Raw genomic sequence first — 13,619 nt, 5'->3', positions numbered from 1 at the left:
CGCCGAATACCGGCCGGGCGGTGTGACGTGCAACACTTTCGCCGTGCCGTCGCCCACTCAGCGCGCCCTGATCCGGGTACCGAAGCGGTACCGCCCGTTCCTGGTGAAACACCGCAAGCTGGTGAAGTTCATGATGGTGGGCGGTACCTGCTTCGCCCTGACCATGGTGATCAACTTCGGGCTGAAGCTCACCGTGCTGCACGACAAGCCGGTGCTCGCACTGACCATCGCGACCCTGATCGCGACCGTGCTCTCGTACGTGCTGAACCGCCAGTGGTCGTTCCGGGCCGCCGGGCGGCAGCGCGAGGCGGCGATGTACTTCGTGGTCAGCGCGGTGGCCATCGTGGTCAACGACCTGCCGCTGGCCTTCTCCCGGTACGTGCTGGAGCTGCGTGAACCGCAGGTCGGCCACCTCACCCAGGAGGCGGCCGACTTCCTCAGCGGGATGATCGTCGGGACGCTGCTGGCGATGGCCTTCCGGTTCTGGGCGATGAACCGGTTCGTCTTCACCCGCCTCTCGCCCCGGGTGGAGCCCGGCCGCCGGGCCTCCGAGCGGGTCTGACGAGCGGGTCCGACCGCCCGGGGGCCGGCCGGCCGTCAGGCCGTGGCCTCGGCCGGCTCGCCGCCGGGCCTGCGCACCACCGAGGCCAGGGTGACCGCGACGCCGACCGCCGCCCAGGCGGCCAGTACCAGCAGCGGCACGGTGATGCCGGTGGAGTCGAAGTAGGCGAGGGAGCGGGCCACGTCGGTGCCGGCGCCGTTCGGGATCCAGGCCCCGATGGCCCGCCAGAACGGCGGCAGCAGCGGCGGCGGGAAGACCCCGCCGGCGCTGGGGTTGCCCAGCACCACGAAGACCAGCACGGCGAGACCGATGCCGACGATGCCGAACAGGCACTCCATCGCCATCGTGATCGCACCGACCGCGAACACCACCAGCGAGCCGAGGCCGACCAGCGGCCAGGCGGAGCCGGGCAGCGCGTCCAGCACCGGACCGATGATCACCGCGCCGCCGATCCCGGCGGTCACCGAGTAGACGGCCAGGGTGCCCAGCCGGATCAAGGCCCGGTGGGTGTTGGCGGGCCGGGAGCCGGCGCTGATGCCGAGGATCGAGGCGACCAGGTAGCCGCCGACGCACCAGCCGACCACCAGGTAGAAGGAGGACAGGCCCTCGGCGTCGCCGTCGGCCAGCGGGACGACGTCCTCGACGGCGAGGGTGCGGCCCTGTCGCTGCTCGAGCGCGGTGACGATCTCCGTGGCGGCCCGCGCGGCGGCCGGACCGCGGGCGTCGGCGACCAGCAGGGTGTCGCGGGTGCCGGAGGGGTCGACCAGCCAGGCCGCGTAGATCTTCTGGTCCTTGATCCGGGCCTCGGCGGTGGCCCGGTCGGGGGCGGTGGACGCCCGGACGGCGTCGTCCGGGACGGCTTCGAGGCCGGCCACCAGCTGCGGAGCGGCCTGCGGCGGGGCGACCACGGCGATCGACAGCTCGTGCGGGCCGGGGTCGTGCAGCGCCCCGACGTACGAGGTGATGAAGCCGAGCTGGAGCAGCAGGACGCCGATCACGAGCAGGGCGGCCCGGGGTGTCACGGCGTCCTTGAGTTCGGCCAGGAAACCTGATGCCGGCTCAGTCATCGCACAGCTCCTTGGATATAAGGGCAAAGCGGATGGATACTTCATATCATGAAGTAGTTTCGGAGCGTGCGGGTGCCCGCCTGGACCGGCTGGAAAGTTGCCTCACTCAACCATTTCTTCGTATGGTTGCTAAACGCAACAAATCTCCCGTCGAAGGATCCGTATGCCGACGACCCCCATGACCCACCGACAGGTCCTCGAAGCCCTCTCCGGCCTGCTGCTCGGCCTCTTCGTGGCCGTGCTCTCCTCGACCGTCGTCTCCAACGCGCTGCCGCGGATCCTCACCGACCTGCACGGCGGCGAGTCCGCCTACACCTGGGTGATCACCGCGGCACTGCTCTCGCTGACCGCCTCCACCCCGCTCTGGGGCAAGCTCTCCGACCTGGTCAGCAAGAAGCTGCTGGTCCAGATCGCCCTGGTGATCTACATCGTCTCCTCGGCGCTGGCCGGCCTGTCCCAGAACACCGGCGAGCTGATCGCCTGCCGCGTCCTGCAGGGCATCGGCGCGGGCGGCGTCACCGCGCTGGCCCAGATCTGCCTGGCCGCGATGGTCCCGCCGCGCGAGCGCGGCCGCTACAGCGGCTACTTCGGGGCCGTCTTCGCCCTCGCCACCATCGGCGGCCCGCTGATCGGCGGCGTCATCGTCGACACCGACTGGCTCGGCTGGCGCTGGTGCTTCTACGTGGGCATCCCGTTCTCGCTGCTCGCCATCGTGGTGCTGCAGCGCACCCTGCACCTGCCCGAGGCGCCGCGCCGCAAGGCCCGGATCGACTACCTCGGCGCCCTGCTGATCACCGCCGCGGTCAGCCTGCTGATGATCTGGATCAGCCTGGCCGGCAAGGACTACCCCTGGCTGTCCTGGCAGAGCGCCCTGATGGTGGGCGGCGGACTCGCGCTGGCCGTCCTGTTCGTGCTGGCCGAGCGCCGGGCCGCCGAGCCGATCGTCCCGCTCGACCTGTTCCGGCACCGCACCGTCGCGCTCGCCTCGGTGGCCAGCGTCCTGGTCGGCGTCGGGATGTACGGCGCGACCACCTTCCTCAGCCAGTACTTCCAGCTGGCCAAGGAGGAGTCCCCGACCCGGGCCGGACTGCTCACCCTGCCGATGATCCTCGGCCTCGCGGTCTCCTCCACCGTGGCCGGCCGACTGATCACCCGCTACGGGCGGTGGAAGGCCTACCTGGTGGCCGGCACCCTGCTGCTCGCCGTCGGCTTCGGACTGCTCGGCACCGTCCGGGCCGGCACCGGCTACGGCGCGCTCGCGCTCGCCATGGCGGTCACCGGCGTCGGCCTCGGCCTGACCATGCAGAACCTCGTGCTCGCGGTCCAGAACACCGTCCCCAGGAACGAACTGGGCGCCGCCAGCTCCGTGGTCACCTTCTTCCGCACCATGGGCGGCGCGATGGGCGTCTCCGCGCTCGGCGCGCTGCTGGCCGACCGCGTGACGCACTACCTGACCGAGAACCTCGCCGCTGCGCACGTGAACCCCGACGCCGGGGCGGCCCTCGGCGGCGGCGAGATCCCCGACCTGCACCGGCTGCCCGGCCCGCTGGTGCCGCTGGTCACCGACGCCTTCGGGCACGGCGTCGGCCTGGTCTTCCTGGTGGCCGCGCCGTTCGCGCTGCTGGCCTTCCTGGTGGTGCTGTTCATCCGCGAGGTGCCGCTGCGCACCGGTGAGGAGCCCGCCGTCCGGCCGGCCCCGGAGCTGGTCAGGGACTGACCCGCGGACGGCGAAGGGCCCCGCGGAGCAGCAGCTCCGCGGGGCCCTTCGGCGTACCGGGCGGGGTTCAGCCCGCGATCAGCGAGATGCCGTACAGCACGACGCCCGCGCAGGCGGTGAAGCAGACGCCCGCCCCGGCCAGCGCCAGGGTGCCGCTGCCGGCGCCGGGCGCGCCGGCCTCGCGCGCCTCGACGGCCGCCTCGCGGCGGTTCAGGGCGAGGTTGCCGAGGGCGAAGACGGCGACCACCGCGAGGGTGATCAGCAGGCTGAAGCCCGCGGTCTGGCCGAGTGCGGCCCACTTGATGCTCATGTCTGGCTGCCTCTCGCCGTCAGGCCGCGACGGCGGTGGTGGTGGGGGTCGGGTTGACCGGGGCGGGGGCGCCGGGGACCTCGACCGGGGTGACGTCGTTGACGTTGTCGGCGCTCACCGGCTGGCGGCGGGAGATGACCCACATCGAGCCCGCGCCGGTCACCAGCGCCACGCCGACCACGGCCACGCCCCAGGTGCCGCGGCCCGCGACGTACGCGGCGGCGCCCGAGACGAGGGCGGCGGCCGGCAGGGTCAGGCCCCAGGTGTAGACCATGCGGCGGACCAGCGCCCAGCGCAGGAAGCCCTTCGGGCCGCCGAGGCCGGCGCCCATGATGCTGCCGGAGCAGACCTGGGTGGTCGACAGGCCGTAGCCCATGTGGGTGGAGGTGAGGATCGCGGTGGCCGCGGCGGTCTCGGAGGCGAAGCCCTGCGGCGCCTTGATGTCGGCCAGGCCCTTGCCCATCGAGCGGATGATCCGCCAGCCGCCCATGTAGGTGCCCAGCGCGATGGCGCCGCCGGCGCTGATGATCACCCAGGTGGGGGGCAGCGCGCCCTTGGGCAGGTTGCCGACCGAGACCAGGGTCAGCGTGATGATGCCCATGGTCTTCTGCGCGTCGTTGGTGCCGTGCGCCAGCGAGATCAGCGAGGAGGAGAAGATCTGGCCGCGCTTGAAGCCCTTGGTGGTGGTCTCCGAGCCGCCGCGGGTGATCAGGTACGCCAGCTTGGTCGCGCCCCAGGCGGCCACGCCGGCCACCAGCGGGGCGGCCACGGCCGGGATCAGGATCTTGCTGACGACGACGCTGAAGTTGACGCCGCTCACCCCGGCGCCGACCACGGTGGCGCCGATCAGGCCGCCGTAGAGCGCGTGCGAGGAGCTGGAGGGCAGACCCTTGAGCCAGGTCAGCAGATTCCACAGGATCGCGCCGGCCAGGGCCGCGAAGATCACTTCGGGGTGGAGGCCGGCCTTCTCGTTGACGATGCCGCCCGAGATGGTGGTCGCGACCTTGACCGAGAGGAAGGCCCCGGCGAAGTTCAGGGTGGCCGCGATGGCGACCGCGACCTTCGGGCGGAGGGCACCGGTGGCGATGGAGGTGGCCATCGCGTTGGCGGTGTCGTGGAAACCGTTGGTGAAGTCGAAGGCGAGCGCCGTGATGATCACAACGGCCACCAGGAACGTGATGTGTTCCATACCCAAACAATCGTCGTAGTTGTCGTACTGACGCTGGTGTCACGCAGACCGTAGGGAGACTCGGTGAACGGGAGGTTAACTCGGTCGGGAATCAGGGTTCTGATGGTGTCTCGGAGGTTTCCGGGGGGCGTCCGGACGGGGTCACCAGGGGCCCTGATCAGCACTTTTGCGTGAAATGACCGATCTGATGATGCTTTGATGAGACCTGTCTCACAGTGTCCTGCGGCCAGGATGAGAAGTTCATCAGTACGTACCGGTGCCATCTGCCCCGCAGCCGCCCTCCCATGGCAGGATCAGCGGGTACATCGGCCGGGGGGACGCCCGGCCGGGGGTCGCCAGACGGGGGAGAACAGGCCGATGGGCGCTGCACAGGGGATGGATTCGGCCGGGCTGCGGCCCTGGGTGCGGGCCGCCCTGCGGTGCGGTGCGGTGCTCGCCGCCGCGGCCCTGTCGCTGTCGCTGGCCGGCGGCGCCGCGTACGCCGCGCCCGAGCCGGTGCCCCCGGTGGCCGCCCCGACCGTCGCCCCCGGCGCCGACCCGCTCGCCGACGCCAAGGCCACCCTCGGCCCGCTCCTCGACCAGCTGCACCAGCTCTACCAGCAGGCCGAGGCCGCCACCGAGCAGTACAACGGCTCGGTGGCCAAGCTCGCCGAACTCCAGAACGGCCTCGCCGACCTGCGGACCCAGATCACCCGCCAGCAGGCCGCCGTGGACGCCGGCAGCGACCTGGCCGCCCAGCTGGCCGCCGCCCAGTACCGCAACGGCCACGCCTCCGAGCTCGGCGAACTGCTGATGGCCGACGACCCGTACGAGGCCGTGGTCATCGCCGAGCTGCTGCAGGCCGCCGGTCGCTCGCAGTCGGCCTTCCTGGACCGCCTCAAGGCGGACCGGGCCGGTCTGACCGTGCTCCAGCAGCAGGCCGAACTCTCGCTCGCCCAGCAGCAGGTCGTGACCGCCCAGCAGGAGCAGGCCAAGGGCGAGGTGACCAAGAGGCTCGCCGACGTCGAACAGCTGGTCGGCTCGCTGACCGGCGCCCAGCGCACCGAGCTGGAGCAGCTCGAGAAGCAGCAGGCCGACCAGGCCCAGCTGGCCTTCCTCGCCTCCGGCGCGCTCGGCAAGGGCGAGCGCACGCCGTCCGAGGCCGGCCGCAAGGCGGTCGCCTACGCGCTCGCCCAGCTCGGCAAGGACTACGTGTGGGGCGGCGCCGGCCCGGACGTCTTCGACTGCTCCGGCCTCACCTCGCAGGCCTGGATCCACGCCGGCGTCCCGATCCCGCGCACCAGCCAGGAGCAGTGGGCGCAGCTGCAGCACGTCCCGCTGAACCAGATCCGGGCCGGCGACCTGGTGGTCTACTTCGGCGGCGCCACCCACATCGGGATGTACATCGGCGGCGGGCTGATCGTGCAGGCCCCGCACACCGGTGACGTGGTCAAGGTGTCCCAGATCGGCGCGATGCCGATCCTCGGTGTGGTGCGCCCCGACTCGGACGCCGCGGCCGACGACAAGGGCGGCGCCTGGAAGGTGCCGGACGTCAAGGTCGGCGCGGTGCGGATCGCGCCCGCCAAGCCGTCCACCCTGACGCCGGCGCCGCCCGCGCCGCCGGTCACCGCGCCGACCGCGCCCGCCACCCCCGAGACCGGCCCGTCGCCGTCCACCGGCGGGACCCCGTCCGGCACCCCGTCGGGCTCGGGCACCCCGTCCGGTTCCGGCACCCCGTCCGGCGGCTCCTCGACGGGCCCGTCCACGCCGTCCACCGGCACCGGCACGCCGTCCACCACCGGCACCCCGCCGGCCGGGACGGCCACCCCGGGCGACCCCGCCACCGGCACCGGCACCCCGTCCGGGTCCGGGGCCTCGGCGGCCGACTCCTCCTCCGGGTCGGCGAAGGTCTCGCCCAGCGGCACCGGGCACGCCCAGGACTGACCGGCCCGGGAACACGACGGCCCGGCCCCCCGCGCGGGGGGCCGGGCCGGTCCGCGTTCAGCTGCCGCTGTCCGGCTCGAAGCGGATCACCACGGCCTTCGAGGTCGGGGTGTTGCTGATGTCGGCGGTGGAGTCCAGCGGCACCAGCACGTTGGTCTCCGGGTAGTAGGCGGCCGCGCCGCCCCGCGCGACCGGGTAGTGCACCACCTTGAAGTGCGCGGCGCGCCGCTCGACGCCGTCCTGCCACTCGCTCACCAGGTCGGTGTACGCGCCGTCGGCCAGGCCCAGCTCGGCCGCGTCGGCCGGGTTCACCAGGACCACCCGGCGGCCACCGGTGATGCCCCGGTAGCGGTCGTCCAGACCGTAGACCGTGGTGTTGTACTGGTCGTGCGAGCGCAGCGTCTGCAGCAGCAGGCGCCCCGCCGGCACCTCGGGCGCGGTGAGCGGGTTGACGGTGAAGTTGGCCTTCCCGGTGGCGGTGGGGAACGCCCGGCGGTCGCGCGGGCCGTGCGGCAGCACGAAGCCGCCGGGCCGGCGGACCTTCTCGTTGAAGTCCTCGAAGCCGGGGACCACCCGGGAGATCCGGTCCCGGACGGTGTCGTAGTCCTCGGCGAACTCCTCCCACGGCACCGGGTTCTGCGGGCCCAGCGCGGCCCGCGCCAGCCGGCAGACGATCGCGACCTCCGACAGCAGCTGCTCGGACGGCGGCCGCAGCCCGCCGCGCGAGGAGTGCACCATGCTCATCGAGTCCTCGACGGTGACGAACTGCTGCCCGGCCGCGGTCCGGTCCCGGTCGGTACGGCCGAGGGTGGGCAGGATCAGTGCCCGGGCGCCGGTGACCACGTGCGAGCGGTTCAGCTTGGTGGACACGTGCACGGTCAGCCGGCAGCTGCGCATCGCCGCCTCGGTGGCGTCCGTGTCGGGGGTGGCCGCGACGAAGTTCCCGCCCATCGCGAAGAACACCTTGACCCGGCCGTCGCGCATGGCCCGGATGGTGTCCACCGAGTCCAGGCCGTGCTCGCGCGGCGGCTCGAAGCCGAACTCCTTGCCCAGCGCGTCCAGGAAGGCGGCGCTCGGCCGCTCGAAGATGCCCATCGTCCGGTCGCCCTGGACGTTGCTGTGCCCGCGCACCGGGCAGACCCCGGCCCCGGGGCGGCCGACGTTGCCGCGCAGCAGCAGGAAGTTGACCACCTCGCGGATGGTCGGCACCGAGTGCTTGTGCTGGGTCAGGCCCATCGCCCAGCAGACGATGATCTTCTCGGAGGCCAGCACCAGAGCGGCCAGCTCCTCGATCTGCTCCCACGGCAGGCCGGTCGCCGCCAGCACCTCGGCCCGCTCGGTGGCGGCCGCCTCGGCGGCGAACTCCTCGAAACCGTGGCAGTGCTCGGCGATGAAGGCGTGGTCGACCCCGCCGTCGGCGGCCAGCACCAGCTGGTTCAGTGCCCGGAACAGCGCCAGGTCACCGCCGAGCCGGATCTGCAGGAACAGGTCGGTCAGCTTGGTGCCCGCGCCGACCAGACCGCGGGCGTTCTGCGGGTTCTTGAACCGCTCCAGCCCCGCCTCCGGCAGCGGGTTGACGCTGACCACCTTGGCGCCGGCCCGCTTGGCCCGCTCCAGGGCGGAGAGCATCCGCGGGTGGTTGGTACCCGGGTTCTGGCCCGCCACGATGATCAGGTCGGCCTGGTAGAGGTCCTTCAGGTGGACGCTGCCCTTGCCGACGCCCAGGGTCTCGGTCAGCGCCGAACCCGAGGACTCGTGGCACATGTTGGAGCAGTCCGGCAGGTTGTTGGTGCCCAGCTGCCGGGCGAACAGCTGGTACGCGAACGCGGCCTCGTTGCTGGTCCGGCCCGAGGTGTAGAAGGCCGCGCCGTCCGGGGTGTCCAGCGCCTTCAGCTCGTCCGCGACGATCGAGAACGCCCGCTCCCAGGAGACCGGGGTGTAGTGGGTGGCGCCCTCCTCCAGCAGCATCGGCGCGGTGAGCCGGCCCTGCTGGCCCAGCCAGTACCCGGACCGCTCCGCCAGCTCCGCCACCGGGTGCGCGGCGAAGAACTCCGCGGTGATCCGCCGCTCGGTCGCCTCCTCGGCGACCGCCTTGGCGCCGTTCTCGCAGAACTCCGCGGTGTGCGTCTTCCCCGGCTCCGGCCACGCGCAGCCGGGGCAGTCGAAGCCGTCCGGCTGGTTGACCTTGCGCAGGGTGGCCAGGGTCCGCCGGGCGCCCATCTGTTCGCCGGCCATCTGCAGGCTCTTGGCGACCGCGGTGAGCCCGGCCGCCGCGTGCTTGGGCGCACCGACCTCGGGCGCGTCCTGCGCCGGGTCGCTCTGGGGGGCCTGCTTGGCCATGGCTGACACCTCCTGCTGGTGGGGTGGCGCCGTCGCCGTTCCCCTGCCCGTCCATCCTCGCACTGCCCGGATCCGGTCCCGCAGGGGTGGCACCCGGTCCGGCCCCCGCGCCAGAATTGCGCGTCCGAACCGCCCGAACCGCCCGGCCGGTCCGAACCGACCCCGCTCGACCCGTCCGAGCCCGTCCGTGCCGTCCGAACCCGCCCGCCGAGGAGTACCGAGCCAGTGAGCCAGCCGATGCCGCCGTCCACCGAGGATCCGCAGGGCCGGTTCGGCCCCGCCGAGGAGCCCGCCGACGCGGTGCCCGCCGTCCGCGAGCTGCTGATCCGGCTGCGCGCCGCCGCAGAGGTGGCCCGGACCCCGCAGGGCGCCGCCGAACTGCTGGAGGCGGTCGCCCGCGAGATGGTCGGCGAACTCGGCCGCTACGACCGGGACACCCTGGCCACCTGGCGCGAGGCGGCCCGCCGGCAGGGCGAGGCGGGCGACCCGGCCGCCGCGATCCACCTGCTGGAACAGGTCATCCTCGACATGGCGCAGGCGCTCGGCGCGGGCGACCCGGAGACCCTCACCGCCCGGCTCGACCTGGCCGCCGAGGTGGGACGCGCGGGCGATGCGGGCGGCGCGCTGCGCCGGCTGCACGACCTGCTGCCCGCGCTGACCGCGGCCGTCGGCGCCGACGACGCCCGGGTGCTGCGGGCCCGGGCGCAGTACGCCGCCCACACCGCCGCCGTCGGCGACCTCGGCGGGAGCGTCCACCAGCTGGTCCAGCTCGTGCCGCAGGTCCAGCAGGCCCTCGGCGAGGAGCATCCGCTGCTCGGCGAGGCCAGGACCGCGCTCGCCCGGGCCGCCCAGCAGCTCGGCCGCGCCCCCGGCGCACCGCCCGGGCTCGGCTGGATCGAGGCCGTCGCGATCGTCCACCGGCTGACGGTGTGGGACTTCGACACCGACCGCGAGGCCCTGGACTGTCTCTCCGAGCTGGAACGCCGCACCGGCCTCAAGGGCCTGGCCGACCGGATCTACGGCGCGCCCGACCACCTGACCGCCGAACAGGTCACCACCCTCGCGCTCGGCCGGCCCACCGGGCCCGCCTGACCTCGCCGGGACCGCCGGCCACCGGCGCCGGTCACGGTACGGCCGGGACCGCCGCCGCGCCCACCAGCGCCCGCAGCAGGGCGCGCGCCGCCGCGTCGTTCTGGCGGAACGCCGGCGCGTCGGTGCGCGGGCGGGCGAACGCGGCCTGCGAGCGGCCGTTGGTGGGCGGGCCGAGCGCGGTGCGGCGCGGGTGCGGGGCGCCGCCGAGCGCCGGGTCGAGGATCCGCCCGTCGGACGCGGCGGTGACGATCAGACCCGAGCGGTAGTGGTGCCCGTCGTCGCGGACCTCCTCCTCGGTGAGCCGGCCGGTCCGGTACAGCCCGGCCAGTACCGGGTCCGTGGTGCGGGCGACCGCGTGCTGCGGCAGGTACCCCTCGATCAGCGCGGTGGCCCGCACCCGCCGGCCGGGGACGGTGGGGCTGGTGGCCACGAAGGTGCCGTCCGACCCGTCGAGGGCGACCTCCACCCCGGCGCCCAGGAACCGCACCACGCCCGCCTCGGACAGCGCCAGCAGCTGCCGCAGCCGGAACCCCGGCGGACCGGAGGCCAGGAAGCTGAAGAAGCCGAACCACCAGCCGTCCAGCTCCCGCGCCACCGACCGCGCCGACAGCCGGCCGGAGGCGAGCAGCCGCGGCAGCTGCCCGTACAGCGACAGCAGCGCCAGGAAGGCCCCGAGGTCGGCGCTGTACCCGGGGTCGGCCCGGCGGTCGGCGTCGGCCGCGATGTAGCCGCGCAGGTGCCGTTGCAGCTGCTCGCCGTCGGCGAGCCGGACCCCGTCGAGCGGCCGGTCCAGCCGCTCGAGGTCCAGCCGGTCGGCCGGGTCCGGGACGGCCCCTGCGACCAGCGCGGCCAGCTCCGGGTCGTACCAGCCGAGCCGGTCGTAGCCGGCCAGGAACCGCGCCCAGGGCAGCGCGGTGCGCTCCGGATGGGCGTGGAACAGCTCGTGGTAGTAGCCGAAGCCGATCTCCTTGGCCATCAACGGCCAGGCGTCGCGCCGCAGTTCCAGCGGACCGGGCCGCGCGGTCAGGGCGTCCACGGCCGCCGCGTCGAAGTACCGCGGCAGCGGCGCGGGCGGGCCCTGCAGCCGGTAGCCGGTCTTGGAGTGGTACGGCACACCGCGCCGCGAGCCCACGTGCAGCACCGGCTCGCGGCCCGAGGGCCGGTACACCGGGCCGTCGGGGCCCTCCTCGAACCGGCCGCCCCGGCCCTCGGTGAGCAGCGCCATCAGGTCGACGAAGGCCAGCCCGAAGCCGCGCAGCAGGACGTGCTCACCCGGGGCGAGGGCGGACAGGTCGGCGTCGGAGGAGAAGGCCGGCGGCAGGTGGAAGCGGCCGTGCCGGGCGGCGAAGCGGGCCGCCTCGCGGTGCCGCGGGTCCGCCGCCGGCTCCAGGTGGCCGAGGGTCAGCACCACCTGGTCGGCGACCAGCACCCGGTCGGAGAGCTCCACCAGCTGCGGGCCGTCCGGCGGGCCGGTCAGCGACCGGGCGGTGTCCCGGTGCACGGTCAGCGTCACGTGCGCGGGCAGGTCGGCCGCGGCCCGGCGGAACACCCAGTCCAGGTAGGCGCTCTGGGCCTGCCGGGTGGCGAAGTCGGTCGGCCGCAGGGCCGCCAGTTCGGCCCGGATCCGCGGATCGGCCACCGGCCGGTACGGCGGGTACCGCTCGGGCTCGCGGGCCCACTCGGCGAGCGACGGCCCGGGGCGCACCGGCCCCTCGGCGGTCGAGGTCGCGTCGGTGAACATGGTCACGTCCTCGGCCATCGAGTTCATCCGCAGCAGCGGCGACTGCTCCTCCCGCCAGATCCGGCCGCCGCCCGGCGGGTACGGGTCCACCAGGTGGATCTCCAACGGCGCCCCGGGCGGCAGCAGTTCGGCGGCGTTGGCGGCCAGCCGCTCCAGCAGGCCGGTGCCGCGCGGACCGGCGCCCACGATCACCAGGGTGCTCACCGCGCCGCCCCCGCCACCCCGGCGGCCGGCCCGCGCCACAGCGCCCGCACCCGCTGCAGCGGGGTCGGCGGCAGCCCGTCCCGGGTGGCTCCGCGGGCGTAGTACCGCTCCAGGTAGTACTGGCCGACCGACAGCACACTGGTCACCCCGACGTACCAGAGCGTGGCCACCATCAGCAGCGGGATCACCTGGTACGTCTGGTTGTAGATCAGCTGCGTCGAGTACAGCAGGTCCTGCACCGCCAGCACGCTGACGATGGAGGTGCCCTTGAGCGTGCCGATCAGCATGTTCCCGGCCGTCGGCACGATCGAGCGCATCGCCTGCGGGACGACGATCCGCCGCAGCACCCGGCGCCGCGACAGCCCCAGCGAGGCGGCCGCCTCCAGCTGCCCCTGGTCGACCGAGAGGATCCCGCTGCGCACCACCTCGGCGGCGAACGCGGCCTCGTGCAGGGTGAGCCCGATCACCGCCGTGAGGACCGGCCCGAGCAGGTTGACGGTCCGCACGCTCAGGAACTCCGGGCCGAACGGGACCCCCAACCCCAGGTGCGGGTAGAGCGCGCCGATGTTGAACCAGAACAGCAGCTGGACCAGGAGCGGGGTCGCCCGGAACACCCAGACGAACCCCCAGCCGAAGGCCTGCAGCACCGGGTTGCCGGACAGCCTGGCCAGCGCCAGCAGGGTGCCCAGGGCGAAGCCGAGCACCATCACCAGCGCGGTCAGCCACAGCGTCAGCAGCAGGCCGCGGGTGATCGCGGTGGTGGTCAGGTACTGGCCCACCACCTCCCACTGGAAGGCCCGGTTGCGGACCAGGGAGTTGAGCGCCATCGCGAGCAGCAGCAGCGCCACGGCGGCCGCGGCCAGCCGGCCGGGGCGGCGGCGCGGCACGATCGGCAGCTCGGCGGTGTCCGGGGGCGCAGCCGGGTGCGCCGGGCTCGGGCGTTCGGGTGGTGGGGAGGAGGCGGCGAGGGGCAGGACGTCGGGCGACGTGGCCATGGCGGGGCTCCAGATGCGAGCGGGCAGGCGGGGGCCGACTGTCCGTCACGCGCGCGCCGGGTCCCTCAACCCGGCCTGGATCCGGGACGGTTGGCCCGGGCCCGGATACGCACTCACTCCGCGGCCGATCGTACGCGGGCGCCGCCCCGCCGTGTCAAGGTCCGCCGCCGGGGTCGGGAAGGCGGTGCGGCGGCCCGTTTCCGGACGGTGGTTGACGAACGCGGAGGTTCGCTGGTCAACTGGCGACATGAATGCCGAGCAGCGTCTGGTCACGCGCGGCCACATCGACTTCGGTCGGGTGTGGTCCGCGGCGTGTTGCGGCTGACCCGGCAGCGGGCCGCCTGACCGGCCCCATCTCCCCTCGGAGACCTCCCTCGGTCCGCCCCGTCGCGGGGCCGGGAAGCCGTCGTACCCGACGGAACGACAGGCGTGCGCTGCCGCCAGAACTCCCTCTCTTTCTAGCTGACCTCCCGTCACAC

10 protein-coding genes are annotated in these 13,619 nt (G+C 73.8%); 4 read left to right on the top strand and 6 right to left on the bottom strand.

Going from position 1 to position 13,619, the window contains the following annotated elements; translation table 11 throughout:
- Nucleotides 1-43: 43 nt before the first annotated feature.
- Nucleotides 44-562 carry a GtrA family protein gene (locus tag AB0D08_RS03325; RefSeq protein WP_033819097.1) on the top strand — a complete coding sequence of 173 codons (519 nt, stop codon included), beginning with the start codon at nt 44-46 and terminating at the stop codon, nt 560-562.
- Between the two features lie 35 nt (nt 563-597).
- Here the strand turns inward: AB0D08_RS03325 and AB0D08_RS03320 are convergent, their stop codons facing one another.
- Nucleotides 598-1,629, bottom strand: a complete 1,032-nt coding sequence (locus tag AB0D08_RS03320; protein ID WP_033819098.1) for a membrane protein — start codon at nt 1,627-1,629, stop codon at nt 598-600.
- Between the two features lie 178 nt (nt 1,630-1,807).
- On the opposite strand from AB0D08_RS03320, the gene AB0D08_RS03315 reads away from it, so the two are divergent.
- A complete protein-coding gene (locus tag AB0D08_RS03315) occupies nt 1,808-3,346 on the top strand; it encodes an MDR family MFS transporter (RefSeq protein ID WP_359886079.1) in 1,539 nt (512 codons plus the stop codon).
- Nucleotides 3,347-3,413: 67 nt separating this feature from the next.
- Here the strand turns inward: AB0D08_RS03315 and AB0D08_RS03310 are convergent, their stop codons facing one another.
- Together AB0D08_RS03310 and AB0D08_RS03305 are read right to left on the bottom strand one after the other, a co-directional pair.
- Nucleotides 3,414-3,656, bottom strand: a complete 243-nt coding sequence (locus AB0D08_RS03310; protein WP_033819100.1) for a hypothetical protein — start codon at nt 3,654-3,656, stop codon at nt 3,414-3,416.
- A gap of 19 nt (nt 3,657-3,675) precedes the next feature.
- Nucleotides 3,676-4,845: an inorganic phosphate transporter gene (locus AB0D08_RS03305; protein WP_359886078.1), complete on the bottom strand. Its 1,170-nt coding sequence runs from the start codon at nt 4,843-4,845 to the stop codon at nt 3,676-3,678.
- 357 nt (nt 4,846-5,202) lie between these two features.
- Here AB0D08_RS03305 and AB0D08_RS03300 point away from each other — a divergent pair, with 357 nt between their 5' ends.
- Nucleotides 5,203-6,768: an NlpC/P60 family protein gene (locus tag AB0D08_RS03300; RefSeq protein ID WP_359886077.1), complete on the top strand. Its 1,566-nt coding sequence runs from the start codon at nt 5,203-5,205 to the stop codon at nt 6,766-6,768.
- A gap of 57 nt (nt 6,769-6,825) precedes the next feature.
- Here the strand turns inward: AB0D08_RS03300 and AB0D08_RS03295 are convergent, their stop codons facing one another.
- Nucleotides 6,826-9,108: an FdhF/YdeP family oxidoreductase gene (locus AB0D08_RS03295; RefSeq protein WP_033818796.1), complete on the bottom strand. Its 2,283-nt coding sequence runs from the start codon at nt 9,106-9,108 to the stop codon at nt 6,826-6,828.
- 225 nt (nt 9,109-9,333) lie between these two features.
- Between AB0D08_RS03295 and AB0D08_RS03290 the strand changes: the two genes are divergently transcribed.
- Nucleotides 9,334-10,200, top strand: a complete 867-nt coding sequence (locus AB0D08_RS03290; protein ID WP_033818795.1) for a hypothetical protein — start codon at nt 9,334-9,336, stop codon at nt 10,198-10,200.
- A 31-nt stretch (nt 10,201-10,231) separates the two neighbouring features.
- On the opposite strand, the gene AB0D08_RS03285 is transcribed toward AB0D08_RS03290, so the two are convergent.
- Together AB0D08_RS03285 and AB0D08_RS03280 are read right to left on the bottom strand one after the other, a co-directional pair.
- Nucleotides 10,232-12,145, bottom strand: a complete 1,914-nt coding sequence (locus AB0D08_RS03285) for an FAD/NAD(P)-binding protein (protein WP_359886076.1) — start codon at nt 12,143-12,145, stop codon at nt 10,232-10,234.
- Nucleotides 12,142-13,140 carry an amino acid ABC transporter permease gene (locus tag AB0D08_RS03280; RefSeq protein WP_033818794.1) on the bottom strand — a complete coding sequence of 333 codons (999 nt, stop codon included), beginning with the start codon at nt 13,138-13,140 and terminating at the stop codon, nt 12,142-12,144. Before AB0D08_RS03280 ends, AB0D08_RS03285 begins: the two co-directional genes overlap by 4 nt.
- Nucleotides 13,141-13,619 lie beyond the last annotated feature (479 nt).

It is taken from the genome of Kitasatospora sp. NPDC048540 (genome assembly GCF_040651175.1).
In the GTDB taxonomy this organism is placed as follows: Bacteria; Actinomycetota; Actinomycetes; order Streptomycetales; family Streptomycetaceae; genus Kitasatospora.
Note: the sequence above shows the minus strand (reverse complement) of the source record. Positions and strands in the feature narration are given on the sequence as shown.